Here is a 23,843-nt window from a genome sequence, read left to right on the forward strand (position 1 = left end):
CGCATCGGGAGGTTTCCCCCGCATGTACCGCCCCGCCCCCCAATGCCAAGCCCCCCAAGCCCGGACGATCCAGTGCAGGAGGACGAGCCAGTGAGCAGGGTCCGCCAGCGGTGAAGGCCCGCGGTTTCTCCTCCATCCGGGCGAGGATCATCCTGCTGGTCCTCGTGCCGCTGCTGGCGCTCGCCTCGCTGTGGGGCTTCCTCACCGGCATCACCTACGGCGACGCGCACCAGCTCCTGCAGAGCCGGGAGTTCCAGCAGAAGACGGTGCTGCCCACGCAGCGGCTCATCAACGCGCTGCAGAAGGAGCGCCGGCTGTCGATGACCGAGCTGGGCGGCGCGCGCGCGGACGCGGGCGCGATGCGGACCCAGCGCAAGTCGACCGACGAGGCGGGCGAGGAGTTCCGCGCCGGCGTCCGCGACGACGGGCTGCGGGACTCGATCCTGCCCGAGGTCGGCCGGCGCATGGACCAGCTCTCCGCCAAGCTCAACGCGCTGCCGTCGCTGCGCCGCGGCGTGGACGAGCGCACCGGCGGCCGCGCCCACGTCCTGCGCGAGTACAGCGAGCTCATCGACGCCTGCTACGCCATCTACAGCTCGACCACGCCGGGGGACGGGTCCATCACCGCGAGCGTCCGCACGCTGACCTCGTTCGGCATGGCCCGCGAGTTCATGTCCCGTGAGGACGCCCTGCTGACGGGGGCGCTCGCCGCGGGTCGCATCACGGCCGCCGAGCGCACCCAGTTCGCCAAGTTCGTCGGCGCGCACCACACGATGCACGAGGTCAACGCCCGCGACCTGCCGGCCGACGGCCGGGCCCGCTACGAGAAGCTGATGTCGTCCCCGGCCTTCATGCAGATGATGAAGCTGGAGGACCAGGTCATCGCGGGCGCCGAGCCGCCGCAGGCCGCCGCGCGCCGGACCCGCACGTCCACCACCCGGGGCACCGGGACTCAGGGCACGGGTACTCAGGGCACGCGGACCCAGGGCACCCACGGCACCGCCGGGACGTCCGCGACGCAGGCGCACGGGCGGCAGCAGCAGACCCGCACCGCGCGGGGCGTCACCGTCATCGAGCCCGCCGTGTGGCGGTCGCTGGCCAACACCGCCGACGGCGAGCTGTACGAGCTGGAGAACCAGATCCTCGACGAGGTCGTCGCCCGCGGCCGGCACATCGCGGTCGGCGCGTTCACCCGGCTCGGCCTCGCCGGCGGCCTCGGGCTCGCGGCGATCGTGCTGTCGCTGGTCATCGCGATCCGCGTGTCCCGCCGGCTGGTGCGCGAGTGCCGCACGCTCGCGGACGGCGTCGTGAACTTCACCACCGAGCGGCTGCCCAGGCTCGCCGCGCAGATCATCGCCGGGCGCCCCGCCGAACCGGAGCCGGAACCCGACATCGACTACCGGATCACCGAGGTCCGGCAGATCGCCGAGTCGTTCGACCGCGCCCGCGCGGCGGTGCTGGAGGCCGCCGAGGGCGAGGTCGCGGCGCGGCGCGGCATCAGCGAGGTGTTCGTCAACCTCGCGCGCCGCAACCAGGCGCTGCTGCACCGCCAGCTCAGCCTGCTCGACAGCATGGAGCGGCGTACCGAGGACCCGTCGGAGCTGTCGGACCTGTTCCGCCTCGACCATCTCGCGACCCGCATGCGGCGGCACGCCGAGGGCCTGGTCATCCTGGCCGGCAAGTCCGCCGGGCGCGGCTGGCGGCGGCCCGTCCCGCTGGTGGACGTGGTGCGCGGCGCCGTCGCCGAGGTCGAGGACTACCCGCGCGTCCGGGTGCAGCCGCTGCCGCGCATCGCGCTGCTCGGCTCCGCCGTCGCCGACGTCATCCACCTGCTCGCCGAGGTGGTGGAGAACGCCACCACGTTCTCGCCGCCGCAGTCGCCGGTGCGGGTCAGCGGGCAGCCGGTGCCGAGCGGGTTCGCGATCGAGATCGAGGACCGCGGGCTCGGCATGACCGAGGAGGCGCTGCGCGCCGCCAACGAGCGGCTCGCGAACCCGCCGGAGTTCGACCCGTCCGACAGCGCCCAGCTCGGCCTGTTCGTCGTGGCGCGGCTGGCGCAGCGGCACGACATCACGGTGACGCTCCGCCCGTCCCCGTACGGCGGGACGACCGCGATCGCGCTGATCCCCGGCGCCCTCATCGTCGAGCACGCCGACGCGGAACCGCCCGCGCGCCGCACCACCGGGCCGATGCGGGCGCTGCCGGAGCAGCCGGCGGCGCTGTCGGCGTCCGCGCGGCCGGCGGTCGAGGCCGGCGGCGTCGTCCGGCTGGTCGCCGAGCCGCAGCCGCCCGCCCCGCCCGCCCGGCCCGCGGCGCCGCCCCGGCCCGAGCCGCGGCCCGCCCCGCCGCCGGCGGCCGCGCCCGCCGAGGCGCCGCCGAAGGAGGGCGAGCTGCCCAAGCGCAGGCGGCAGACCCATCTCGCGCCCCAGCTCAAGCAGCGGGTGGACGAGCACCTCGCCGCCCAGGGCCAGGCCCCGCCCCCGGCGCCGCCGCCCGCGCCCGAGCCCGAGCCGGCCGGGGGGATGCCGCTGTCCGCGCCCGTCCCCATGGGCGAGCCCGCGCCGCCCGGCGGCGGGACCGTTCCGCCGGACCCGGCCCCGGACGACGACGCGCGCTCGCCCGAGGCGATGCGATCGATGATGTCCGCCATGCAGGCCGGATGGCGGCGTGGCAGGCAGGACGCGGCCGACGCGGAGGCGCGGGCCGAGCCCAACCCGGGCGACCGCAATCCAGGCGACCAGGAGGACGACACCCCATGACACGAGCCCAGCACTCCGGCGCGGAGGTCCCGGGCGGAGCCGGCGGTGACCTGAACTGGCTGCTCGACAGCCTGGTCCAGCGGGTCGCCGCGGTGCAGAACGCGGTGGTGCTGTCCAGCGACGGGCTGAAGATGGCCGCGTCCCGGGGCCTCGCCGGCGAGGAGTCCGACCACCTCGCCGCGGTGGCCGCCAGCTTCCAGAGCCTCGCGCGCGGGGCCGGGGAGTCGTTCGGCGGCGGCCCCGTCCGGCAGACCATCGTGGAGATGGAGTCGTCGTTCCTGTTCGTCACCGCCGCCGGGCGCGGCGCGTGCCTGGCCGTGCTGGCCGCCGCCGACGCCGACCTCGGGATCATCGCCTACGAGATGGCGATGCTGGTCACCCGGGTCGGGCAGCACCTGTCCGCCGACCCGCGGGTGGCCGCGGCCGAGCCGGGCGGCGTGTGAGGTGGGCGGCACGGCCTGGTACGACGACGCTGCGGGGCCCGTGGTCCGCCCGTACGCGGTCACCGGAGGCCGGACGCACTACGACGGCGACGACTTCGACCTCGTCGCGCTGATCGCCGTCGCGGACCCGGCGGAGCCCGCGGACGGCGCGCCGCCCGCGGCGCCGTGGGCCCCCGAGCCCGAACATGACATGATCCTGGAGCTTTGCCGCACCCCGTTGTCGGTCGCCGAGATAGCGTCGGATCTGGAACTCCCCCTCGGGGTGGTCCGTGTCCTGCTCGGTGACCTGCTCGACCACTCGCTGATTCAGGTCCGGCGTCCCGCGCCGGTGGCGCAGTTCCCCGGCGAGCGCGTACTCAAGGAAGTGATCGATGGAATCCGTGCGCTCTGACGCGGCGGCCCAGCAGGGCGAGTCCGCGCTGACGGTGAAGATCCTCGTGGCCGGTGGTTTCGGCGTCGGCAAGACCACCCTGGTGAGCGCGGTCAGCGAGATCCGCCCGCTGCGCACCGAGGAGGCGCTGACCGAGAAGAGCATCGGGATCGACGACACCACGGCCGTCGCGTCCAAGACGACGACGACCGTGGCGATGGACTTCGGCCGCATCACGCTGCCCAACGGCCTCGTGCTGTTCGTCTTCGGCACCCCCGGCCAGGACCGCTTCTGGTTCATGTGGGACGAACTGGCCAAGGGCGCCCTCGGCGCCGTCGTGCTGGTCGACACCCGCCGGCTGGCCGACTGCTTCGCCTCGGTCGACTACTTCGAACGGCGCGGCGTCCCGTTCATCATCGGCGTCAACCGCTTCGACGGCGCCGGCGCCCACTCGCCCGACCAGGTCCGGGACGCGCTCGACCTCCCCGCCGACGTGCCCGTCATCAACTGCGACGTGCGCGACCGCGAGGACGCCAAGCGCGTGCTGATCACCCTGGTCGAGCACATCATGCGCACCATGAGCGGCAGGCAGTACGCGTAGGCGGTACGCGTAGGCGGTACGCGTAAGTGGTGCGTGTAGCCGCACCGCTGTAGCACGTCGCTGACGGCCCGTGCTCTCCGTGCTTCGGCGCGGGGGGTGCGGGCCGTTGCTTGTCCGTGACTTTGTCCTCTGAGTGGGGAAAGTTTGGATGATCTAGGGAAAAGGTCTTCTCAAAGCGGCGAAAGCGGGTTACGGTCTCGGCCATGAGACCGGGGTCACACCGCCCCGGGGATCCCCGAGAGGACGGCGTGATGCGCATGTCGGCTCGCCCGCAGAACGTGCATCAGGCACGGCTGCTGCGGCTGCTGCGGGACGAGGGGCCGCGGTCGCGCGCCGAGCTCGGCGACGTCGTCCGGCTGTCGCGGTCGAAGCTGGCCGTGGAGCTGGACCGGCTCGTGGAGCTCGGGCTCGTCGAGGGCGCCGGGCTCGCCGCGTCGCGCGGCGGGCGGCGGTCCGGGATCGTGCGGCTGTCGCCGAGCCTGCGGTTCGTCGCCTTCGACATCGGCGCCACCTCGATCGACGTCGCCGTCACCGACGGGACGATGGAGGTGCTCGGCCACGTCAGCGAGCAGTGCGACGTCCGGCAGGGCGCCACCGTGGTCCTGGACCGGGCGCTCGACCTGCTCGGCAAGCTGCGGGACGAGGGCCTCATCCCGCAGGTGCACGGGACGGGCATCGGCGTGCCGGGCCCGGTCAGCTTCCGCGACGGGATGCCGGTCGTCCCGCCGATCATGCCGGGCTGGGACCGGTTCCCGGTCCGCGACGCGATCGGCCAGGAGCTCGGCTGCCCGGTGCTCGTCGACAACGACGTGAACCTGATGGCGCTCGGCGAGCTGCACGCCGGGCTCGCCCGGTCGGTGGACGACTTCCTGCTCGTCAAGATCGGCACCGGCATCGGCTGCGGCATCGTGGTGGACGGCGCCATCTACCGGGGCGTGTCCGGCAGCGCCGGGGACATCGGGCACATCCGCGTCGACGACGACGGGCCGATGTGCGCGTGCGGGAACGCGGGCTGCCTGGAGGCCTACTTCGGCGGCGCCGCCCTCGCCCGGGACGCCGAGGCGGCGGCCCGGTCGGGGGAGTCGCCCGCGCTCGCGGCGCTGCTGGAGGCGCGCGGCGAGCTGACCGCCGAGCACGTCGGCGAGGCGGCCGCCGCGGGCGACCCGGCGGCGGTGCGCATCATCCGGGAGGGCGGCCGGCACGTCGGGCAGGTCCTCGCCGGGCTGGTCAGCTTCTTCAACCCCGGGCTGGTGATCATCGCGGGCGGTGTCGCCGGGCTCGGCCACACGCTGCTCGCCGAGATCCGCAGCGTCGTCTACCGCCGGTCCGCGCCGCTCGCGACCGGCAACCTGCCGATCGTGCTGTCCGAACTCGCCGCCGCGGCGGGCGTGGTCGGCGGCGCGCGGCTCATCAGCGACCACGTCTTCTCCGCGTCCTGAGGAGGCCCCCCAATGGAACCGCTGCTGCTCATGCGCGGCATCGTCAAGCAGTTCCCCGGCGTCCGCGCGCTGGGCGGCGTCGACCTCGACGTCCGCCCGGGCGAGGTGCACTGCCTGCTCGGGCAGAACGGCGCCGGGAAGTCCACCCTGATCAAGGTGCTCGCCGGCGCGCACCAGCCGGACGAGGGCGAGATCGTCTTCGCCGGCGAGCCGGTGCGGCTGGCCGGGCCGACCGCCGCGATGCGGGCCGGCATCGCGACCATCTACCAGGAGCTCGACCTGGTCGACGGGCTGTCGGTCGCCGAGAACATCTTCCTCGGGCACGAGAAGGCCCGGTTCGGGTTCACCCGGCGCGGGGACGCCGAGCGGGCGGCGCGCGAGCTGCTCGGCCGGCTCGGGCACGGCGAGATCCCGCCGCGCCGCGAGGTCGGGCGGCTGCCCGCGGCGGGCAAGCAGGTCGTCAGCATGGCCCGCGCCCTGTCGCACGAGGCGCGGCTCATCGTGATGGACGAGCCGTCCGCCGCGCTCGCGCACGACGAGGTCGGCAACCTGTTCCGCATCATCCGCGAGCTGACCGCCGCCGGCGTCGCCGTCGTGTACATCTCCCACCGGCTGGAGGAGATCCGCGAGATCGGCGACCGGGTGACCGTCCTCAAGGACGGCAAGGCCGTGGCGGGCGGCCTGCCCGCCAAGACCACCGAGACCGACCGGATCGTCTCGCTGATGACCGGCCGGGACGTCGAGTACGTCTTCCCGGAGCGGCCCGAGCAGGAGGGCGAGCGGGCCGAGGTGCTGCGCGTCGAGGGGCTCACGCTGCCCGGCGCGTTCGAGGACGTCTCGCTCACCGTGCACGCCGGCGAGATCGTCGGGCTGGCCGGGCTTGTCGGGTCCGGGCGCTCGGAGATCCTGGAGACCGTCTACGGCGCCCGGCGGCCCGCGCGCGGGCGGGTGCTGGTGGACGGCCGGCCCGTCCGCCCCGGCGACACCGGCGCGGCGGTGCGGCGCGGCATGGGCATGGCGCCGGAGGAGCGCAAGAGCCAGGCGCTGCTGCTGAACGAGTCCGTCGCCGGGAACGTCAGCGTCGCCGGGCTGTCGCGGTACGCCTCCTTCGGCTGGCTCAACCGCCGCCGCGAGCTGGCGGACGTCCGCCGCCAGATCGAGTCGCTCGACATCCGGCCGCCCGACCCGCGGCGGCCCGTGGTGACGCTGTCGGGCGGCAACCAGCAGAAGGTCGTCCTCGCCCGCTGGCTGCTCGGCGCGACCGGGCTGCGGCTGCTGATCCTGGACGAGCCGACTCGCGGCGTCGACGTCGGCGCCCGCGCCGAGCTGTACGCGGTGATCCGCGAGCTGGCCGGCCGCGGGATCGGGGTGCTGCTGGTGTCCAGCGAGGTCCCCGAGGTGCTGGGGCTCGCCGACCGGGTCCTCGTCGTCCGGGAGGGGCGGGTCGTGCACACCGGCGACGCCCGCGACCTCGACGAGGCCGCCGTGCTCAACATGATCATGGAAGGGAGCGCCCTGTGACCGATACGGCTCATTCTGGGGGGACGACCCCCCAGTCCCCCCGGACCGGCTCGGGTCACTCTGGGGGGACGACCCCCCGGACCCCCCGGACCGGCTCGGGAGTGGACGAGCGCGGTTCGGCGCCCGTCGCGAAGAAGCCGGGCGGCGGCGGGCCGTGGCGGCCGTTCGCGCGCGGCGGCGGCGCCGGGACCCGGGAGATGCACCATCTCGGGCTGGCCGCCGCGCTGGTCCTGCTCGCGGCCGTCGGCCTGGTGACCGAGCCGGACAACTTCGGCACGTCCGGGAACGTCGTCGGCATCCTCGCGCTCGCCGCCACCATCGGCGTGATCACCGTCGGCCAGACCTTCGTGATCATCGGCGGCGGGATCGACCTGTCCGTCGGGTCGGTGATGGCGCTCGCGTCGGTGTGGGCGACCACCGTCGCGACGCAGTCCTACGGGCCGGCCGTGATGGCGCTGTGCGCGATCCTCGTCGGGACGGGCTCGGGCGTCGTGACCGGGCTGCTCATCTCCTACGGGCGGATGGTCCCGTTCATCGCGACGCTCGCGATGCTCGTCGCCGCGCGGGGCCTCGCGCAGCGGATGTCGGACCGCAAGACCCAGCTCGTCCGGCCCGAGAACGACGCCATCGAGGCGCTGTCCACCACGAAGGTGCTCGGGCTGCCCCTCGTCGTCTACATCTTCGCGGCCGTCGCGGTCGCCGGGTGGCTGCTGCTCAACCGCACCACGTTCGGCCGCCGGACGTTCGCGGTCGGCGGCAACCCGGAGGCGGCGCGGCTCGCCGGCATCGACGTCCGGCGGCACACCCTGCTGCTGTACGCGCTGTCCGGGTTCTGCTGCGGCATCGCGGCGCTCATCATCATGGCCCGCACCACCACCGGCTCCAGCACCCACGGCGACCTCTACGAGCTCGACGCGATCGCCGCCGTCATCATCGGCGGGACGCTGCTCACCGGTGGCCGCGGCACCGTCGTCGGGTCGATCCTCGGCGTGCTGATCTTCACCCTCATCACCAACCTGTTCATCCTGAACGGCCTGCAGACCAGCGACCAGCTCATCGCCAAGGGCGTGATCATCGTGATCGCCGTGCTGCTGCAGCGCCGCGGGCTCCGCTCGCCCACCTGACCCCCGTCCACCACCCCCATGTCCAGCGCCGCGCGCCGCGGGGAGGCGCGCGGCGGGGGACGCCCCATCCCTTCACCAGGAGCACGTCATGCGTGATCAGAGCCCTCGTCCCACCCGCAGAGGCGTCCTGTTCTCCGGCGCCGTCGTCGCGGCCGGCGGCCTCGCCGCCGCCTGCACCAGCAACAGCGAGAAGAGCGACGCGGCGCCCGCGGCGCAGGCCGGGTCGCTCGCCGGCGACAACGACAAGCCGGGCAAGCAGGTCACCGTCGGGTTCTCCGCGCCGGCCGCCGACCACGGCTGGATCGCGGCGATCGCCAAGAACGCCGAGGCGCAGGCCAAGAAGTACAAGGACGTGACGTTCAAGCCGGTCGAGCCGACCAACGACATCAACCAGCAGATCTCCGCCGTCGAGTCGCTGATCCGGGCGAAGGTGAACGTCCTGGTGATCCTGCCGAACGACGGCGAGCAGCTGAACCAGGTCGCGCGCAAGGCGATGGACGCCGGCATCCCGGTCGTCAGCCTCGACCGCGTCTTCCCCGACAAGCTGTCCTACCGGACGTGGGTCGGCGGCGACAACTACGGCATGGGCGTCTCCGCCGGGAACTACATCGGCAAGAAGCTCAAGGACAAGGGCGTCTCCAACCCGGTGATCGTGGAGATCCAGGGCATCGCGACCCTGCCGCTGACGCAGGACCGCAGCAAGGGCTTCGCGGACGCCCTCAAGTCCTACGGCTTCAGCGTCACCGCGAAGCAGGACGCCAAGTTCACCGTCGAGTCCGGCAACCAGGTCGCCGCCAACCTGCTCCAGGCGCACAAGAAGATCGACGCGCTGTGGAACCACGACGACGACCAGGGCGTCGGCGTGCTCGCCGCGATCAAGCAGTCCGGCCGCAAGGAGTTCTTCATGGTCGGCGGCGCCGGATCCGCCAACGCGATGCGGGAGATCAAGGCGGGCGGCGTGCTGGAGGCGACCGTCACCTACCCGCCGACGATGGCCGCGTCCGCGATCAAGCTGGGCCGGCTCATCGCGCAGGGCAAGGGCATGACCGACCTGGTGGAGCTGCAGGTGCCGCAGTCGATCACGCTGGCGTCCGAGACCGTCACCAAGGCCAACGTCGACACGTACATGCCGCTCGGCTTCGAGTCCTGAGCGACGGGGGCGCCGGCGCGCCCGCCCCGGAGCCGGGGCGGGCGCCCCGGCCCCGGGGGGCCGGGGGCCGCCCCGGAAGACGACACAGAGAGGTGAGCTGAACATGACGACCGTCGGAGTCGGGATGGTCGGGCACGCGTTCATGGGACGCGCCCACTCCCAGGCGTGGCGCAGCGTCGGGCCGTTCTTCGGGCCGCCGCTGACGCCCGTCATGACCGCCCTGGCCGGACGCTCCGCCGACCGCGCCCGCGCCGCCGCCGCGACGCTCGGCTGGGCGTCGGTCGAGACCGACTGGAAGGAGCTGCTCCGCCGCGACGACGTCCAGCTCGTCGACATCTGCACGCCGGGCGACATGCACGCCGAGATCGCGGTCGCCGCGCTGGAGGCGGGCAAGCACGTGCTGTGCGAGAAGCCGCTCGCCAACTCCGTCGCCGAGGCCGAGGCGATGGCGGCGGCCGCCGACCGGGCGCGCGAGCGCGGGATCCGGTCGATGGTCGGGTTCAACTACCGGCGCGTCCCGGCGGTCACCCTCGCCCGGCGGCTGGTGGACGAGGGGCGCGTCGGGACCGTCCGGCACGTCCGCGCCCAGTACCTCCAGGACTGGCTCGCCGACCCGGCGTCGCCGTTCACCTGGCGGATGGACCGCGACAAGGCCGGGTCCGGCGCGCTCGGCGACATCGGCGCGCACATCATCGACACCGCGCAGTTCATCACCGGGCAGTCGCTCGTCGGCGTGTCGGCGCTGACGGACACCTTCGTCCCGGAGCGCCCCGTGCCGGGCGGCGGCACCGCGCGGGTCACCGTGGACGACGCGGCCCTGTTCATCGGGCGCACCGACGGCGGCGCGCTCGCCTCGTTCGAGGCCACCCGGTTCGCCACCGGGCGCAAGAACTCGCTGCGCATCGAGGTCAGCGGCTCCGCCGGCGCGCTGTCGTTCGACCTCGAGTCGCTCAACGAACTGTGGTTCTACGACCGGGCGGAGGACGACGCGACCGCCGGGTTCCGCCGGATCGTCGTCACCGAGCCCGTCCACCCGTACGCCGGGCACTGGTGGCCGCCCGGCCACATGCTCGGCTACGAGCACACCTTCACCCACCAGATGGCCGACCTGCTCACCGCCATCGCGGACGGCACCGACCCGCGGCCGTCGTTCGCCGACGGGCTGCAGGTGCAGCGCGTCCTCGCCGCGGTCGCCGGCAGCGCGGCGTCCCGCCGCTGGGTCGACGTCGAAGGGAGCGCATGACCATGGCACGACCGATCACCCTGTTCACCGGCCAGTGGGCGGACCTGCCGTTCGAGGAGGTCTGCCGGCTGGCGTCCGGCTGGGGCTACGAGGGCCTGGAGATCGCCTGCTGGGGCGACCACTTCGAGGTCGACAAGGCCCTCGCCGACGACTCCTACGTCCCGCGCAAGCTGGAGACGCTCGCCAAGCACGACCTGAAGGTGTGGGCGATCTCCAACCACCTCGTCGGGCAGGCCGTCTGCGACCACCCCGACGAGCGGCACCAGGCGATCCTGCCCGAGCGGATCTGGGGCGACGGGGAGCCCGAGGGCGTCCGGCGGCGCGCCGCCGAGGAGATCAAGGACACCGCGCGGGCGGCCGCCAAGCTCGGCGTGGACACCGTCGTCGGCTTCACGGGCTCGTCGATCTGGCACACGGTCGCGATGTTCCCGCCCACCCCCGACGCCATGGTGGAGCGCGGCTACGCCGACTTCGCCGAGCGCTGGAACCCGATCCTGGACGTGTTCGACGAGGTGGGCGTCCGGTTCGCGCACGAGGTCCACCCGAGCGAGATCGCCTACGACTACTGGACGACCGTCCGGACGCTGGAGGCGATCGGGCACCGCCCCGCGTTCGGGCTGAACTTCGACCCGTCGCACTTCGTGTGGCAGGAGCTCGACCCGGTCGGGTTCCTGTTCGACTTCCGCGACCGCATCTACCACGTCGACTGCAAGGACACCAAGGTCCGTACGGGCGACGGCCGGCGCGGGCGGCTGTCGTCGCACCTGCCGTGGGCGGACATGCGGCGCGGCTGGGACTTCATCTCCACCGGCCGCGGCGACGTGCCCTGGGAGGACGTGTTCCGCGCCCTCAACTCGATCGGCTACGGCGGCCCGATCTCGGTCGAGTGGGAGGACGCGGGCATGGACCGCCTCCAGGGCGCGCCCGAGGCGCTGGAGTTCGTCCGCGCCCTGAACGCCATGACGCCGCCGGAGGGCGCGTTCGACGCCGCGTTCTCGTCGGACTGAGCGGGCGGTTACGGCAGGGCGCGGAAGTCGGCGAAGTCGAAGCCGGGGGAGACCACGCAGCTGACGAGGACCTCCTCGTCCCCGGCGGGGCGCGCGGCCTGCCAGACGCCGGGCGGCACGACGGCCTGGGGGATCTGCCCGTCCGCCAGGCCGTCGCCGAGCACGACGGTCTCCGGGGCGCCGGACGGGCGCTCGCCGTCGCCGCCGAGCAGCAGCGCCAGCGGCCCGCCCCGGTGCCACAGCCACACCTCGGCGGACCGCACGGCGTGCCACATCGACTCCTCGCCGGGCGGCAGCAGGAAGTAGATGCCGGTCGCGCTCGCGCGCTCGCCGGGGTAGCCGTCCGGGGCGAGGGAGACGCCCGACCGCCACGTCTCCCGGTACCAGCCGCCCTCCGGATGCGGCAGCAGGCCGAGCGCGGCGGCGGTGGCGGGCCGGTCGAGCAGCGCCACGTGCCGCCCGTCCGGGCCGCGCCGCAGGTAGCGGACGCGGGCCGCGGCCGTCTTGTCGACCGTGCCGCGGCCGGGCACCGCGCCGGGCTCGGGGTCGAGCTCGACCGCGACGACCTGGCCGCCGCCGGGGAAGGCGTCGTCGGCGACGGCGAGCGCGGCCTCTTGCGGTGCCCACACCGCCCCCGCGTCGGAGAGGACGAACCGCGGCCCGGCCGCGGCCTGCCAGGCGTCCAGCGTCGTGATCAGCAGCACGGTCAGTCCATTTCGGAGAGGCGGGCCGGGTCGAAGGCGATGGGGTAGGGCCGGTCGACGGCGAGGACCTCGCCCGAGCGGGCCCTGCCCGCCACCTCGTACCGCTCGTCCCTGAGTTCGAGCAGCGTGATGGTCGGGCGCGGCTCCAGGTCGACCAGCCAGTAGTGCGGGATGCCCGTCGCGGCGTACTCCTCGACCTTGCGGACGCGGTCGATCTGCTCGTTGACCGTCCGCGGCGTGACGACCTCGGCGACCAGGATCAGGTCGGGGCCGTAGTAGGTGCGGGTCCGGCGCTCCAGGGCGGTGCGGGCGACGTCGCGGGCCACGGCGAAGACGTCGGGCTTGCGGATGCCGGCCGGCGTCGTCACGTCCTGCGGGGCGCCGGCGACGTGGACGTCGGCGTCGGCCTGGCGCGCCGCGTCCTTCAGCACGGTCTTCAGCTGCTCGGCGGCGTGGTCGTGCCACAGGTCGCCGGGCAGCTCGTGCAGCCAGCCGTCGGCGAGCTCGTAGCGGCGGCCCTCCTCGGGCAGGGCGTCGAGATCGTAGAGCGTGTACGGGCCGTGCGCGCGGCCGAGCGTGACGCCCATGGACCGTCTCCCCCCTCTCCTCGATCTACGGGCGGTTCCGAATTTAGCGGACGGACGTCCGAAGCGGCCGTAACCATGATCGCGCGTCGGGATGCGGCCGAATGTCTCGATCGCCGCGCGGCGGCGAGTTACGATGTATCGCGTTTGACCTTCCCCCGACTGGAAGGTGCAGGCTGCGGAGGGCCGGCCTCGAAGGAGAGATGCGATGAGCGTCGAACAGCGTCCCGCACTGCGCGCCTCGGACCGCGACCGCGACGACATGCTCGTCCGGCTGCACACCGCCTTCGCCGAGGGGCGCCTCGACGAGTCCGAGCTGGACGAGCGCATGACCCGCGTGCTCGCCGCGCGCACCCACGCCGAGCTGGGCGCTGTGGCCGCCGACCTGCCGTCCGCCCGCGACGCCGTGCCCGGCCCCGGCACAGCGCCCGGCCCCGGCACCGCGCCCGCCGGCCGGTTCCAGGTCGCCTACAAGACCTCGGTCACGCGGGCCGGGCGGTGGCGGCTGCCCGAACGGTTCACGACCGTCGTCTACAAGGGGAGCGGAACGCTCGACCTCCAGGCCGCCGAGCTGGACGCCCAGGTCACGACGCTGCGGGTGCTCGCCTACAAGTCCACGGTCGAGATCACCGTGCCGCCCGGTATCCGCGTGGAAGCGGACGGTGCCGGGGTCTCCACCGAGGTGCACGGCGAGCCGCCGGCCGGCGCACCGGTCGTCCATGTCCGGGGTTATGCGTACAAGGGGGCTATCCGGGTGAAAGGTCTGATACGTCGGCTCTGAAGTGATAGAACGCTCCAGCGGCCCCATAGGCCGCCGTTCACGCGGATGTCAGTACACGGCGTCCCGTGGCGCGATTTGATGGTGGTCCGACAGGACCGTGAAGGAGCGCGTGTGACGGCGAGGACCCCGGAGCAGGACGAGGCCCCGCGGACGGCCGAGGAGGAGCCGGCGGGCTCCCGCCAGGTCCGCCGCCGGCTGACGTTCGGCGTCGCCGGCGACATCGCCGACCTCCCGGCGGCCCTGTCGCCCTGGCAGCGCGCCTACGAGGCCTGGCGGGCCGCCGGGCTGACCTGGGGGCACGGTGCCCCGCCCCGCGAGCGCGCGAAGCCGGCGGCGCCCGCCGAACCGAGGCCCGGGGCCAAGGCGCCCAAGCCCAAGGCGGCCAAGCCGAAGCCCGCGAAGCCCGCGCGAGCCGCCAAACCCGCCGAGCCCGCCAAGTCCGCCAAGTCCGCCAAGCCCGACCCCGGGGACGTGCTGGTCGCCGGCCCTCCGAAGCCCGCCCGGCCCCCGGCGCAGAAGCCGGTGCTGTGGCGCCGGCTGCGGGTGCGCGCGGCGGTCGGGGTGGCGCTCGTGCTGGTCGCCGCCGGGACGATCGTCGTGGTGGAGCAGCGCGCGGACGCGCCCGCCGAGCCGGGCATCCCCGGCCCCGTCGCCGCCGACGGGCTGTTCGCCCTCGACCCGGCCGCGGCGTCCGACGGCCTCGTCCAGGACCTCACCGCGGTCGCCTCCGCCGGAGCGACGATCGTCGCCGCCGGCACCGAGGGCACCGGCGCGCCCGCCGCCCGTGCCCGCTTCCTGACCTCCACCGACGCGGGCCGCGCCTGGGCGCTCGCCGAGATCCGCACGCCGGACGGCGCCGCGCCCCCGCCCGGCGAGGCGCCGCGCCTCATCGCCGGCGCGGCCGGGCACTGGGCGGCGCTCGGCCGGACGCCCGCCGGCGCCGCGGTCGCGTGGACGAGCAAGGACGCCAAGACCTGGACCCGCCACCCGGCGGGCACCGCCTTCACCCCGGCCGACCAGGTGACCGGCCTGGCCCGCACCGCCCAGGGCTTCCTGGCCGTGGGCGCGGCGAAGGGACGCGCGGTCACCTGGACCTCCGCCGACGGGCGGGCCTGGCAGCGCGGCACCGCCCCGGCCGCCACCCGCCTCGACGGCGTGGCGGCGTCCGGCGGCGTCGTCGTGGCGCACGGCACGACGGCGAAGAAGGTCGTCAAGAAGCGGGGCCGCAGGAAGGTCACCCGGACGGTGGTCGTCGAAGGGCTGTGGCGGTCCGCCGACGGCGGCCGGACGTGGGCCGCCGCGACCGTCCCGCAGGCACAGGGCTCCTACGGGGCCGCGAAGGGCCTGACGGCGGGCCCCGGCGGGTTCGCGGCCGTCCGCGAGGGCAGGCAGACGACCGGCAGGAAGAAGCGCCGCAGGACCACCCGGTTCGGGGTCCTGTTCACCTCGCCGGACGGCCTCAAGTGGCAGGCGGTGAGCCGGTTCGGCGGCGGTGGCGTCGAGCGGTTCGGCGGCACGCCGGACGGGCTCGCCGCGATCGTGCGCGGCGCGAAGGGCGCCCACACGATCCTGCGCAGCACCGACGGCCGCACCTGGCGGCCGGGCGGCACCATCCCGGCGCCGGTGCGCGGCAGCGGCCTGACGGTCGCCGCCGGCGGCGCGCTGGCGATCACCGGCCGGCAGGGCGACGACGCCTACCTGCACGGCGTCGACCTGGACGCCGTGCCCGGCGCCGTCCACGCGGAGCGGTCGGTCAGGGCGCTCGCCGCGGGCCCCGCGACGGCGGTCGCGGTGGGCAGCACCAACGGCGCCGCCGCGATCTGGACGGCCCCGGACGGCCTGCGCTGGGCGCGGGCCCAGGTCCCCGCCGGCCGGTGGCTGACGGACGCCGTGCACGGGAGCCGCGGCTGGGCGGCCGTGGGCCGCACCGCCGGCGCCGTCGCCGCCCCGCTCGTACTGACCTCGCAGGACGGCCAGGCGTGGCAGAAGGCCGCGTTCCCCGCCGGGCCGGTGCCGGTCGCCGTCGCAGCGGGCCCGTCCGGATATGTCGCGGTGGGCCCGCGCACGGCGTGGCGCTCCGCCGACCTCCGCGCCTGGAGCCGCGCGGTGCTCGACGGCGTCCCGGCCGACGTCGCGGCGGCGGACGGGGCCTACGTGGCGGTCGGCGCGCGCGGCAAGGCGCCCGCGATCTGGACGTCCCCGGACGGCGTGAAGTGGACGGCCGTCAAGGCGCCGCCCGCCTTCACCGCGCCGCTCACCGACGTGGCCGCGCACGGCCGCACCCTCGTGGCGCTCTCCGCGTCCGCGACCGCGCTGGTCTCCACCGACGCCGGGGCGACGTGGACGCAGCGCAACCTCGGCCCCGGCCTGACCGCCGCCGCCGTCACCGCGACCCCGCGGGGATTCGTCGTGACCGCCGACACCGGTGGCGACGCCGCCGTCCTCACCTCCCCGGACGGGACGACCTGGCGCCGCCTCGGCGTCGCCGGGCTGAGCGGCCAGGGCGAGCAGCGGCTCACCGCGCTGACCGTGATGGGCGCGAACCTCCTCGCGACGGGCACCGACGAGGGCGCCCCCACGCTCTGGCGCACGCCCGTCCCGAAGTAGCGGCCGTCTCCGGGCGATGTGTCAGCCTGGGCTGACAAATCTTGGATGTCAGCCTAGGCTGACGCCATGACGTCCGTGAGGGAGTTGGCGGAGGCCGCCGACAGCGCCGATCCCGCCGTGGGCCTCGCCGCCGTGGCGGCGCTGCGCAGGCTCACCGACGAGCTGGAGGCGCTGCACGTCCGCAACGCGCGTGCGCGGGGATGGTCGTGGCAGGCCGTCGCCGCCGCGCTCGGCGTGCGGCGCCAGTCCGTCCACAAGAAGCACGCCGCACGGCTGAGCGGGGAGAGGCGATGACCATGCTCGACAGGTTCGCACCGGACGCGCGGCGCACGGTCGTGCGCGCCGGCCGGCTGGCGGTGGAGGCGGAGCGCGCGAGCCTGAGCGACGCGTTCCTGCTCGCGGCGCTCGCCGAGACCCGCCCGGTCGGCGCCGCGCCCGGCGACGTCAGGGCGGCCGCAGGCGCGCGTCCCGGCCGGGACCGCGCGCTGCTCGCGACCCTCGGCATCGATCTCGACGAGGTGCGGCGCCGCGTGGGCGAGGCCACCGCGGCCCGGCCGGACGACCCGGCGCTGTGGACGCTGCGGCGCGCACCGCTGCGTCCGCTCCGGGTCACCCTGGCAGGGCCGGGCACCGCGATCGTGCTGGACGAGAGCGCCCGCAAGGCCGTCGAGGTGGCGTTCTGGGCCGCGCGCCGCGCGCGCCGGGCACACGCCGGTCCGGACGACCTGCTGTGGGGCCTGCTGGCCGACGGCGCCGGCGGCGCGGTGGCCGTCCTCCGGGATCTCGGCGTCGACCGGAACGCGCTGTGGGCGGATCTCCGCCGGGCGGCCTAGCCGCGCCTGCCGGCCGCGCCTGCTCGCCGCGCCTACTGGCCGCGCCTGCTCGGGGTTAGCCGTTGCAGCCGCAGGAGCAGCCCTTCGCGCACGAGCATCCGCCGCCGTGTCCGCAACTGCAGTCTTTTTTCGTCATGGGCGGAAAGTAACCTCCTGGGCGCTGCGCGGTCTATGACCGTGGCGCGATGTGCAGCTGTCTCCAGGGACACGGGCCGTCCCGTGGCGGGGGACTTGGGACGGCCCGTGCCCGGCCGGAGGGCTCAGAAGTCGATGTGGAAGTCGACGCCGAGCAGGACGAGGACCCACAGGAAGACGGCCAGCAGCGCGCTGACGACGCGCTGGACCAGGCTCTCGTCGATGTAGCCGCGGTCCCAGGCGATGAACACGCCGATGATGATGTAGATGAGGCCGAGCAGGCTGATGTGCGGCCTGTAACGGGTCGCCATGGAGGGTGTCTCCTCCCGGTGGGGGGTGTGACGAACCCTCGGTGCCCGGCCGGGCCGCGGAATAACACCGGCGGTGTTCAGGGACATGCCGCGACGATCGTTTCGGTATCTCCCAAAATGGGAGGCGGCTACTTCCCGGACATGTCGATGCGGACCACCGTCGGGTCGCGCTCGCCCGCCCGGTCCGCGAACTCCGCGTTGCGGTGCACGATGTCGAACTCGTGCTTGCGCTTGCGCAGCGACGCGCTCAGCAGGATGTGGTCGAGGTCCTCGGAGTTGCCGCCGGTCACCGCGGTGTAGCGGTCGCCCGCCGGCAGCTCGGCGGGCAGGTCGGCGAGCCCGGCGCCGGGAGTGCGCCAGGCGCCGGTGGTGAGGGTGCGCAGCGGCGTGGACGTCCCGCGGTCGTTGAGGTCGCCCGCGACGATCACGCGCGCGTTCGCGTCCACCTTGCGGACCGACCTCACGAAGCCCGTCACCGTGCGGGCCTGCGCGAAGCGGCGCCACTCGGTGGGCCGGGACGGCGGCTGCCGGCGGCCGAACAGCGGCTGGTCGTCGCCGGTGCTCGGGTACCACCGGTTCGCGATCACGATGAACCGGTGGCCGCGCCAGGTCAGCTCCCCGGCGAGCGGCTTCTGCGTGCCCGCCCAGGCGGCGTCGCGGGGCGCGATCCGGCCGGGGCTCAGCGTCAGCCCGGCGGTGCCGCCGCGCGGCACGGCCCTGACCGCGGTGACGGCCGGGTCGGGCCGGTCGGACGGCGCTTCCGGGATCGGCTCGCCGGGCTTGGGGCGGTCGACGAACGCCAGCCCGCGGTCGGTGCGGAACAGGAACCCGGACCGCTCGTTGTCGCCGTCCGCGCCGCCGTCGGCGTTGTCGCGCGGGTCCACCGAGCGCCAGTCGTAGGCGGGGCCGCCCGCCGCGCTGACCGCGGTGACGAGCTGCGCGACGGTCTGGTCGGTGGCGGTGGTGCCGTCGTCCTCGGTGCCGCTGTTGTCGCCGACCCCGCTGACCGCGATGAGGTCGGGGGAGCGCAGGCCGTGCACGATGTCGTCGGCGAGCGCGGCGAAGCGGGCGGGCGGCGCGTCGGGGTGCAGCCCGTCGAGCGCGGCGGTCGCGACGGCCATCTCGCCGGGCCGCTGCGGGCGCGTCGCCTCCCGGGCCAGCGTGCCCGCCGCGCGCTTCGGGGTCGCGGTGAGCAGCAGCTTGTAGTCGCCGTAGGAGTAGTCGAGGACGCCGACGTTCACCCCGGGCAGCCGGTCGCCGACGTTCATGCCGGGCAGCGGGGCGAGCGCGTCGTCCAGGATGATCCGCTCGGGGTTGGCGTCGCGGTCGCGCAGCAGGATGCCGCCGCGCGCCGTCCGCACCCCGGCGCCGGCGCCGTTGGCGGGCAGCACGGGCAGTTCGCCGTAGCGGGACGGGCCGACCGCGACGGCGTCGCCGATCGCGATCCGCATGCCTTCGAGCGCCTCGTAGAAGTCGAGAGCCTCGCGGCGCGGGTCGAACCGGCCGCCCCGCTCCACGTTGCCGTGCCCGCCGTCGATCACGGCGCCGGGCGCCCGGCGGCCGTGCGGGCCGCCGACGACGACCGGCGGCGGCAGCGGCGCCCCGTGCGCGGTGACGGCGACCGCGGTGGCGTCGATCTCGGTGCGGGTGAGGCCCCCGGAGGACGCGCCGTCCGGGCGGAACTCGCTGACCCTGCCGTCCACCCGGACCGCGTCGCCGACGGCGGCGCCGGGCCGGGTGCGGGTGAAGACGTAGATTCCCTCGGACGTCGCCGCGCTGCGGTCGGGATGCGGGTCCTGCATCCAGAACCCGTTCATCGTCACCGCCGTCACGACGCCGGGGACCCGGGCGACTCCGGCGCCGTTCAGCGGCGAGACGTGCGCGGCGCCCTGGATGTCGTGGATGCGGGCGGGACGGGGGGCGGCGGAAGCGGGGGACGCGAGGGCGACGGGCGCGGCGAGCGCCGCCGCGGCCAGGACCGTCCCCAAACCGTGGATCACCCGAAGGATGATACGGGCGGGACGGCCCCGGCCGCGCCTCGTCGCGGTCTCCGCGCGAGCCGTTCTCAGTCGAACAGGACGACCTGGCGGATCACGTCGCCGTCGGCGAGCGCCCGGACGGCGTCGTTGAGGTCGCCGAAGCCGATCCGGCGGGTGATGAGGCCGTCGATGTCGAGCTTCCCGGCGCGCCACAGGTCGACGAACATCGGGATGTCGCGCTTGAGGTCGCAGCCGCCGTACAGCGACGCCTTGAGGCTCTTGCCGTCGAACAGCAGCGCGAACGCGGTCTGGCTCCAGCTGTCGTCGGCGGCGCCCGCGCCGACCACGATGACGTCGCCGCCGCGCCGGGTGGCGTTCCACGCCGTGGTGATCGCCGCGGAATTGCCGACGACCTCGAAGACGTAGTCGAAGCCGGCGCCGCCGGTGAGCAGCCCCTTGGCCTCGTCAAGGCCGTCCAGCGTCGCGGTGTGGGTGGCGCCGAACCGCTCGGCGACCGGGTGCTTGGCCTCGTTCGGGTCGATCGCCAGGATCGCGGACGCGCCGGCGATCCTGGCGCCCTGGATCACCGAGAGCCCGACGCCGCCCGCGCCGACGACCGCGACCGTGCTGCCCGGCGCGACCTTCGCGGTGTTGAACACGGCGCCGACGCCGGTCGGGATGCCGCAGCCGAGCAGGGCCGCGTACTCGAACGGGATGTCCTCGGCGATCTTGACGACGCCGCGCCGGGGAAGCACGATCTCCTCGGCCCAGGTGCCGGTGCCCGCCATGCCGAACGCCGGGCTGCCGTCGCCGAGCCGGAAGGCCGGCTCGCTGAACGACTGCGCGAGGTAGGTCATGCACAGGTACGGCTCGCCGCGCAGGCACTCGGCGCACTCGCCGCAGTCCGGCGTCCAGTTGACGACGACGTGGTCGCCGGGCCGGACGCCGGTCACCCGGTCACCGACCTCGGCGACGACGCCGGCGCCCTCGTGCCCGATGACGGTCGGCAGCGCCGACGGCAGCACGCCGCTCATGGTGGACAGGTCCGAGTGGCAGACCCCCGTCGCCCTGATCTTGACCTTGACCTGGTCGGGGCCCGGATCGATCGTCGAGACGTCGTCGCGCAGGTCGAGTTCCTTGTCGCCGACCGCATGCAGGACCGCGGCACGTGCCATGGCTGCCTCCACATCGAGGAGAGGAAAGGGGGTGAGGGGACGGGGGACGGGGCGGGGGGCGGCTGCTCCTCGGCTACTCCTCCAGCGTCAGCGCGGCCTTGGGGCACGACCGCACCGCGTGCCGGACGCGGTCCTGCTCCTCGGCCGGGACGTCCGGCTGGAGGATCTGGAGCTCGTCGTCGTCGTTCAGGTCGAAGACCTCGGGTGCGAGCCCGACGCACACGGCGTTCGCCTCGCACACCAGCGGGTCGACTCGTACTCTCATCGTTTCTCCGTTCCAGGGTTCGCCGTGACCGCCAACCTACCGAACCAGGTTCGGAAAAGGGCGCCCACCCCGAAAGTAGAACACGTTCCAGTCTGGCTGGGCAAGACTGGCGTCTCGCGGTGCCGGGGACGGATAGTAGGGTGCCCCGACGGAGGAGATCGATGACCCACAGCAAGGCGTCCACCGACCCGGGGACGACCCCCCACGCCGGCCGTGAGATGCCCTCGGAGCTGCTGCGCGCCGCGCGCACGGCCAAGGGCTTCATGCCGGACGACGAGGGCCGCGCGCTCTACGAGACGGCCCTCGGCTACGGGGCGCGCCTCGCGGCGGCCGGCCCCATGCTCGAAGTCGGCACCTACTGCGGCAAGTCCGCCGTCTACCTGGGCGCCGCGGCGCGGGCGGCGGGAACGGTCCTGGTCACCGTCGACCACCACCACGGCTCGGAGGAGAACCAGGCGGGCTGGGAGTACCACGACCCGTCCCTGGTCGACCCCAGCACCGGCCGCATGGACACGCTGCCCGCCTTCCGCAAGACGATCGGCGCCGCCGGCCTGGAGGACGAGGTCGTCGCGATCGTCGGGCAGTCGCGCACCGTGTCGGCCTTCTGGCGGACGCCCCTGGCGCTGCTGTTCATCGACGGCGGGCACGCCGAGGAGCACGCGCGGGGCGACTACGAGGGCTGGGCGCCGCACGTCGCCGTCGGCGGAGCCCTCGTCATCCACGACGTCTTCGCCGACCCGAAGGACGGCGGGCAGGCGCCCTACCACCTGTACCTGCGCGCCCTGGAGAGCGGGGCCTTCGAGGAGCGCCGGGAGGTCGGTTCGCTGCGCGTCCTGGAACGCGTCGGCGACGCCGACCCCCTCGGCGCCCGCTAGCCGGTCGGGCCCCGGCCGGCGGTGTCAGTCCCGGTCGGCCGCGTCAGCCGCGGCCGGCCGCGGGCACGAGCGCGCACCCGCACGCCAGCGGATCGGACGCCTGCGAGGGCCCGAGCGGCCGTCCCGCGACCTCCTTGAAGATCCGGGAGCCGGGGGTGGCGTCCGCCAGCGCGTCGGCCGCGAGGATCACCGCGGCCGCCGTGTAGGTGGAGCGGTCCCCGGGGAAGTGCCGCTCGTTCTCGAACTGCCAGCCCGTCCAGTACGAGCCGTCCTCGTGCCGCAGGTGCTGGATCGTGGTGAACAGCTCCAGCGCCTGGTCGCGGTCGCCCGCCGCGTCCAGCGCCAGCACCAGCTCGCAGCTCTCCGCCGCCGTCACCCACGGCTGGTCCGACACGCACCGGCAGCCGAGGCCCGGCACGACGAACGTGTCCCACTGCTCGGCGAACCGGCGCGCCGCGTCCGCGCCGCGGACCGGGCCGCCCAGCACCGGGTAGTACCAGTCCATCGACCAGCGGCTCTTGTCGGCGAACGCCTCCGGGTGCGCGGCCACCACGTGCCCGAGCTGGTCGGCGGCGAGCTCCCACTCCGGCTGCGGCTCGCCGAGGTGCTCGGCCAGCGCGACCGCGCAGCGCAGCGACTGGTAGATCGACGAGCAGCCGGTCAGCAGCGCGTGGTCGGACGGCTCGCCGTTCTCGTGCCGGATCCAGATGATCTCCCCGCGCCGGGTGCGCAGGTCCAGCGTGAAGTCGATCGCCCGCCGGACCGCCGGCCACAGGTGCCGCGCGAAGCCCTCGTCGCCGGTGGACAGCAGCTCGTGCCAGACGCCGACGGCGAGGTAGGCGGCGTGGTTGGACTCCCCGCCCGGCTCGGTGACCTCGCCCAGCACCCACTTGGCGGGCCAGGACCCGTCCGGCCGCTGGACGCCCCGCAGCCACTCGTAGGCGCGCCGCGCCTCCGCGCCGAACCCGGCGACGGTCAGCGCCATCGCCGCCTCGACGTGGTTCCAGGCGTCCACGTGGCCGGGCACGCCGCCGGTCGGCGAGAACCACGGGATGGCGCCGGACGCCTCCTGCTGCGCCGCGATGCTGCGCGCCGTGGCGACGATGTCGTCTGCGGTCAGGACGCCGGGAACCGAGGGCGGGACGGTCTCAGACCGCATCCGCCGTCTCCTTGGCCGGGGACGTGGGCGTGCCCGGCGCCGCGGGCTTGGCGAAGTACACGACGACGCTCTTGCCGATCAGCGGGTTCATCACCCGCTCGGCGAGCCGCGTCGCCAGCGGCCGCTTCATGATGTCCCACACCAGGACCTGGTGGTAGGCCTTGGCGAGCGGGTTGCCGTCGTTGTCCACGCCGACCGCGCACTTGATCCACCAGTACGGGGCGTGCAGGCCGTGCGCGTGGTGGTGGCCGCCGACCCTGAAGCCGATCGACTTCAGCTTGGCCTCCAGCTCGGCGCGGGTGTAGATCCGCACGTGCCCGCCGGGGGCGGTGTGGTAGTCCTCCGACAGGGCCCAGCACACCCGCTCGGGCAGCCAGCTCGGCACCGTCACCGCGAGCTTGCCGCCCGGCTTCAGCACGCGCAGCAGCTCCCGCATCGCCCGCATGTCGTCGGGGATGTGCTCCAGCACCTCGGACGCGATGACCGCGTCGAAGTGGTCGTCGGGGAACGGCAGGTCGAGCGCGTCACCCTGGACGGTCTCGGCGGCCGCGCCGGCGGGCACCTCGTCCGCCAGGCGCATGGCCCCGAACATCTTCTCGACGCCCGCCAGCTCATCGGCGTCCATGTCGAAGGCCACGACGTGCGCACCCCGGCGGTACAGCTCGAAAGCGTGCCGTCCGGCACCGCATCCCATGTCGAGGACGCGGTCTCCGGGGGTGACGCGGAACCGCTGGAAATCCACGGTCAGCAGGGTCGTGCTCCTTCCGTACAGGGGCGC

At 74.5% G+C, this 23,843-nt stretch carries 23 protein-coding genes; 15 read left to right on the plus strand and 8 right to left on the minus strand.

The features are described 5' to 3' along the window. Positions 1-110 precede the first annotated feature (110 nt). The 10 genes from HUT06_RS11295 to HUT06_RS11340 all read left to right on the plus strand — a co-directional run bounded on the left by HUT06_RS11295 (position 111) and on the right by HUT06_RS11340 (position 11,657). Positions 111-2,759 carry a nitrate- and nitrite sensing domain-containing protein gene (locus HUT06_RS11295; RefSeq protein WP_176195680.1) on the plus strand — a complete coding sequence of 883 codons (2,649 nt, stop codon included), beginning with the start codon at positions 111-113 and terminating at the stop codon, positions 2,757-2,759. After that, the gene (locus HUT06_RS11300) at positions 2,756-3,202 is read left to right on the plus strand and encodes a roadblock/LC7 domain-containing protein (protein WP_176195681.1); all 447 of its coding nucleotides are present in this window, start codon (positions 2,756-2,758) and stop codon (positions 3,200-3,202) included. Before HUT06_RS11295 ends, HUT06_RS11300 begins: the two co-directional genes overlap by 4 nt. Position 3,203: 1 nt before the next feature. After that, positions 3,204-3,593: a DUF742 domain-containing protein gene (locus HUT06_RS11305; RefSeq protein ID WP_176195682.1), complete on the plus strand. Its 390-nt coding sequence runs from the start codon at positions 3,204-3,206 to the stop codon at positions 3,591-3,593. Continuing rightward, complete coding sequence (locus HUT06_RS11310) at positions 3,574-4,173, plus strand: ATP/GTP-binding protein (protein WP_138641007.1); 600 nt, start codon at positions 3,574-3,576, stop codon at positions 4,171-4,173. The genes HUT06_RS11305 and HUT06_RS11310 overlap by 20 nt, the downstream gene beginning before the upstream one ends. 251 nt (positions 4,174-4,424) lie before the next feature. Continuing rightward, positions 4,425-5,612 (plus strand): ROK family transcriptional regulator, encoded by a 1,188-nt coding sequence (locus HUT06_RS11315; RefSeq protein ID WP_217711282.1) that lies wholly within the window; start codon positions 4,425-4,427, stop codon positions 5,610-5,612. A 12-nt stretch (positions 5,613-5,624) separates the two neighbouring features. After that, positions 5,625-7,133, plus strand: coding sequence for a sugar ABC transporter ATP-binding protein (locus HUT06_RS11320; RefSeq protein ID WP_176195683.1), 1,509 nt, complete (start codon positions 5,625-5,627; stop codon positions 7,131-7,133). A gap of 101 nt (positions 7,134-7,234) precedes the next feature. After that, positions 7,235-8,257, plus strand: a complete 1,023-nt coding sequence (locus HUT06_RS11325; RefSeq protein WP_254715116.1) for an ABC transporter permease — start codon at positions 7,235-7,237, stop codon at positions 8,255-8,257. A gap of 88 nt (positions 8,258-8,345) precedes the next feature. Further along, a complete protein-coding gene (locus tag HUT06_RS11330) occupies positions 8,346-9,407 on the plus strand; it encodes an ABC transporter substrate-binding protein (protein WP_176195684.1) in 1,062 nt (353 codons plus the stop codon). Positions 9,408-9,510: 103 nt separating this feature from the next. Further along, positions 9,511-10,650, plus strand: a complete 1,140-nt coding sequence (locus HUT06_RS11335) for a Gfo/Idh/MocA family protein (protein ID WP_176195685.1) — start codon at positions 9,511-9,513, stop codon at positions 10,648-10,650. Positions 10,651-10,652: 2 nt separating this feature from the next. Next, on the plus strand, positions 10,653-11,657 hold the full coding sequence (locus HUT06_RS11340) for a sugar phosphate isomerase/epimerase (RefSeq protein ID WP_176195686.1): 1,005 nt from the start codon (positions 10,653-10,655) through the stop codon (positions 11,655-11,657). A gap of 8 nt (positions 11,658-11,665) precedes the next feature. Here the strand turns inward: HUT06_RS11340 and HUT06_RS11345 are convergent, their stop codons facing one another. Then, on the minus strand, positions 11,666-12,361 hold the full coding sequence (locus HUT06_RS11345; RefSeq protein WP_254715117.1) for a cupin domain-containing protein: 696 nt from the start codon (positions 12,359-12,361) through the stop codon (positions 11,666-11,668). Between the two features lie 2 nt (positions 12,362-12,363). Continuing rightward, positions 12,364-12,948 carry a Uma2 family endonuclease gene (locus HUT06_RS11350; RefSeq protein WP_176195687.1) on the minus strand — a complete coding sequence of 195 codons (585 nt, stop codon included), beginning with the start codon at positions 12,946-12,948 and terminating at the stop codon, positions 12,364-12,366. 205 nt (positions 12,949-13,153) lie between these two features. Between HUT06_RS11350 and HUT06_RS11355 the strand changes: the two genes are divergently transcribed. The 4 genes from HUT06_RS11355 to HUT06_RS11370 all read left to right on the plus strand — a co-directional run bounded on the left by HUT06_RS11355 (position 13,154) and on the right by HUT06_RS11370 (position 17,166). Next, positions 13,154-13,726: a DUF1707 domain-containing protein gene (locus HUT06_RS11355; RefSeq protein ID WP_176195688.1), complete on the plus strand. Its 573-nt coding sequence runs from the start codon at positions 13,154-13,156 to the stop codon at positions 13,724-13,726. A gap of 111 nt (positions 13,727-13,837) precedes the next feature. Next, complete coding sequence (locus tag HUT06_RS11360; RefSeq protein ID WP_176195689.1) at positions 13,838-16,333, plus strand: hypothetical protein; 2,496 nt, start codon at positions 13,838-13,840, stop codon at positions 16,331-16,333. A gap of 66 nt (positions 16,334-16,399) precedes the next feature. Continuing rightward, complete coding sequence (locus HUT06_RS11365; protein ID WP_176195690.1) at positions 16,400-16,627, plus strand: helix-turn-helix domain-containing protein; 228 nt, start codon at positions 16,400-16,402, stop codon at positions 16,625-16,627. Beyond that, positions 16,624-17,166, plus strand: a complete 543-nt coding sequence (locus HUT06_RS11370; RefSeq protein ID WP_176195691.1) for a Clp protease N-terminal domain-containing protein — start codon at positions 16,624-16,626, stop codon at positions 17,164-17,166. The genes HUT06_RS11365 and HUT06_RS11370 overlap by 4 nt, the downstream gene beginning before the upstream one ends. 260 nt (positions 17,167-17,426) lie before the next feature. Here the strand turns inward: HUT06_RS11370 and HUT06_RS11375 are convergent, their stop codons facing one another. The 4 genes from HUT06_RS11375 to HUT06_RS11390 form a co-directional block, all read right to left on the minus strand. Next, positions 17,427-17,612 carry a hypothetical protein gene (locus HUT06_RS11375; protein WP_138640502.1) on the minus strand — a complete coding sequence of 62 codons (186 nt, stop codon included), beginning with the start codon at positions 17,610-17,612 and terminating at the stop codon, positions 17,427-17,429. A 128-nt stretch (positions 17,613-17,740) separates the two neighbouring features. Continuing rightward, on the minus strand, positions 17,741-19,612 hold the full coding sequence (locus HUT06_RS11380; RefSeq protein ID WP_254715118.1) for an endonuclease/exonuclease/phosphatase family protein: 1,872 nt from the start codon (positions 19,610-19,612) through the stop codon (positions 17,741-17,743). A 65-nt stretch (positions 19,613-19,677) separates the two neighbouring features. Beyond that, on the minus strand, positions 19,678-20,766 hold the full coding sequence (locus HUT06_RS11385) for an alcohol dehydrogenase catalytic domain-containing protein (RefSeq protein WP_176195692.1): 1,089 nt from the start codon (positions 20,764-20,766) through the stop codon (positions 19,678-19,680). 73 nt (positions 20,767-20,839) lie between these two features. After that, entirely contained in the window at positions 20,840-21,031 is a 192-nt protein-coding gene (locus HUT06_RS11390; protein ID WP_149264150.1) for a ferredoxin, read from the minus strand. A 161-nt stretch (positions 21,032-21,192) separates the two neighbouring features. Here HUT06_RS11390 and HUT06_RS11395 point away from each other — a divergent pair, with 161 nt between their 5' ends. Beyond that, positions 21,193-21,906: a class I SAM-dependent methyltransferase gene (locus HUT06_RS11395; RefSeq protein ID WP_254715119.1), complete on the plus strand. Its 714-nt coding sequence runs from the start codon at positions 21,193-21,195 to the stop codon at positions 21,904-21,906. Between the two features lie 43 nt (positions 21,907-21,949). Here the strand turns inward: HUT06_RS11395 and HUT06_RS11400 are convergent, their stop codons facing one another. Both HUT06_RS11400 and HUT06_RS11405 read right to left on the minus strand, forming a co-directional pair. Further along, positions 21,950-23,065 carry a prenyltransferase gene (locus HUT06_RS11400; RefSeq protein WP_176195693.1) on the minus strand — a complete coding sequence of 372 codons (1,116 nt, stop codon included), beginning with the start codon at positions 23,063-23,065 and terminating at the stop codon, positions 21,950-21,952. Beyond that, positions 23,055-23,816, minus strand: coding sequence for a class I SAM-dependent methyltransferase (locus tag HUT06_RS11405; protein ID WP_176201299.1), 762 nt, complete (start codon positions 23,814-23,816; stop codon positions 23,055-23,057). Before HUT06_RS11405 ends, HUT06_RS11400 begins: the two co-directional genes overlap by 11 nt. Positions 23,817-23,843 lie beyond the last annotated feature (27 nt).

It is taken from the genome of Actinomadura sp. NAK00032, assembly GCF_013364275.1.
Taxonomy (GTDB): Bacteria; Actinomycetota; Actinomycetes; order Streptosporangiales; family Streptosporangiaceae; genus Spirillospora.

Excerpts from the sequence above, each read along its gene's own strand:
- HUT06_RS11300 (WP_176195681.1), top strand. The coding sequence starts at position 2,756 with ATGACACGAGCCCAGCACTCCGGCGCGGAGGTCCCGGGCGGAGCCGGC.
- HUT06_RS11310 (WP_138641007.1), top strand. The coding sequence starts at position 3,574 with ATGGAATCCGTGCGCTCTGACGCGGCGGCCCAGCAGGGCGAGTCCGCG.
- HUT06_RS11315 (WP_217711282.1), top strand. The coding sequence starts at position 4,425 with ATGCGCATGTCGGCTCGCCCGCAGAACGTGCATCAGGCACGGCTGCTG.
- HUT06_RS11320 (WP_176195683.1), top strand. The coding sequence starts at position 5,625 with ATGGAACCGCTGCTGCTCATGCGCGGCATCGTCAAGCAGTTCCCCGGC.
- HUT06_RS11330 (WP_176195684.1), top strand. The coding sequence starts at position 8,346 with ATGCGTGATCAGAGCCCTCGTCCCACCCGCAGAGGCGTCCTGTTCTCC.
- HUT06_RS11335 (WP_176195685.1), top strand. The coding sequence starts at position 9,511 with ATGACGACCGTCGGAGTCGGGATGGTCGGGCACGCGTTCATGGGACGC.
- HUT06_RS11340 (WP_176195686.1), top strand. The coding sequence starts at position 10,653 with ATGGCACGACCGATCACCCTGTTCACCGGCCAGTGGGCGGACCTGCCG.
- HUT06_RS11350 (WP_176195687.1), bottom strand. The coding sequence starts at position 12,948 with ATGGGCGTCACGCTCGGCCGCGCGCACGGCCCGTACACGCTCTACGAT.
- HUT06_RS11355 (WP_176195688.1), top strand. The coding sequence starts at position 13,154 with ATGAGCGTCGAACAGCGTCCCGCACTGCGCGCCTCGGACCGCGACCGC.
- HUT06_RS11365 (WP_176195690.1), top strand. The coding sequence starts at position 16,400 with ATGACGTCCGTGAGGGAGTTGGCGGAGGCCGCCGACAGCGCCGATCCC.
- HUT06_RS11370 (WP_176195691.1), top strand. The coding sequence starts at position 16,624 with ATGACCATGCTCGACAGGTTCGCACCGGACGCGCGGCGCACGGTCGTG.
- HUT06_RS11375 (WP_138640502.1), bottom strand. The coding sequence starts at position 17,612 with ATGGCGACCCGTTACAGGCCGCACATCAGCCTGCTCGGCCTCATCTAC.
- HUT06_RS11385 (WP_176195692.1), bottom strand. The coding sequence starts at position 20,766 with ATGGCACGTGCCGCGGTCCTGCATGCGGTCGGCGACAAGGAACTCGAC.
- HUT06_RS11390 (WP_149264150.1), bottom strand. The coding sequence starts at position 21,031 with ATGAGAGTACGAGTCGACCCGCTGGTGTGCGAGGCGAACGCCGTGTGC.
- HUT06_RS11395 (WP_254715119.1), top strand. The coding sequence starts at position 21,193 with ATGACCCACAGCAAGGCGTCCACCGACCCGGGGACGACCCCCCACGCC.
- HUT06_RS11400 (WP_176195693.1), bottom strand. The coding sequence starts at position 23,065 with ATGCGGTCTGAGACCGTCCCGCCCTCGGTTCCCGGCGTCCTGACCGCA.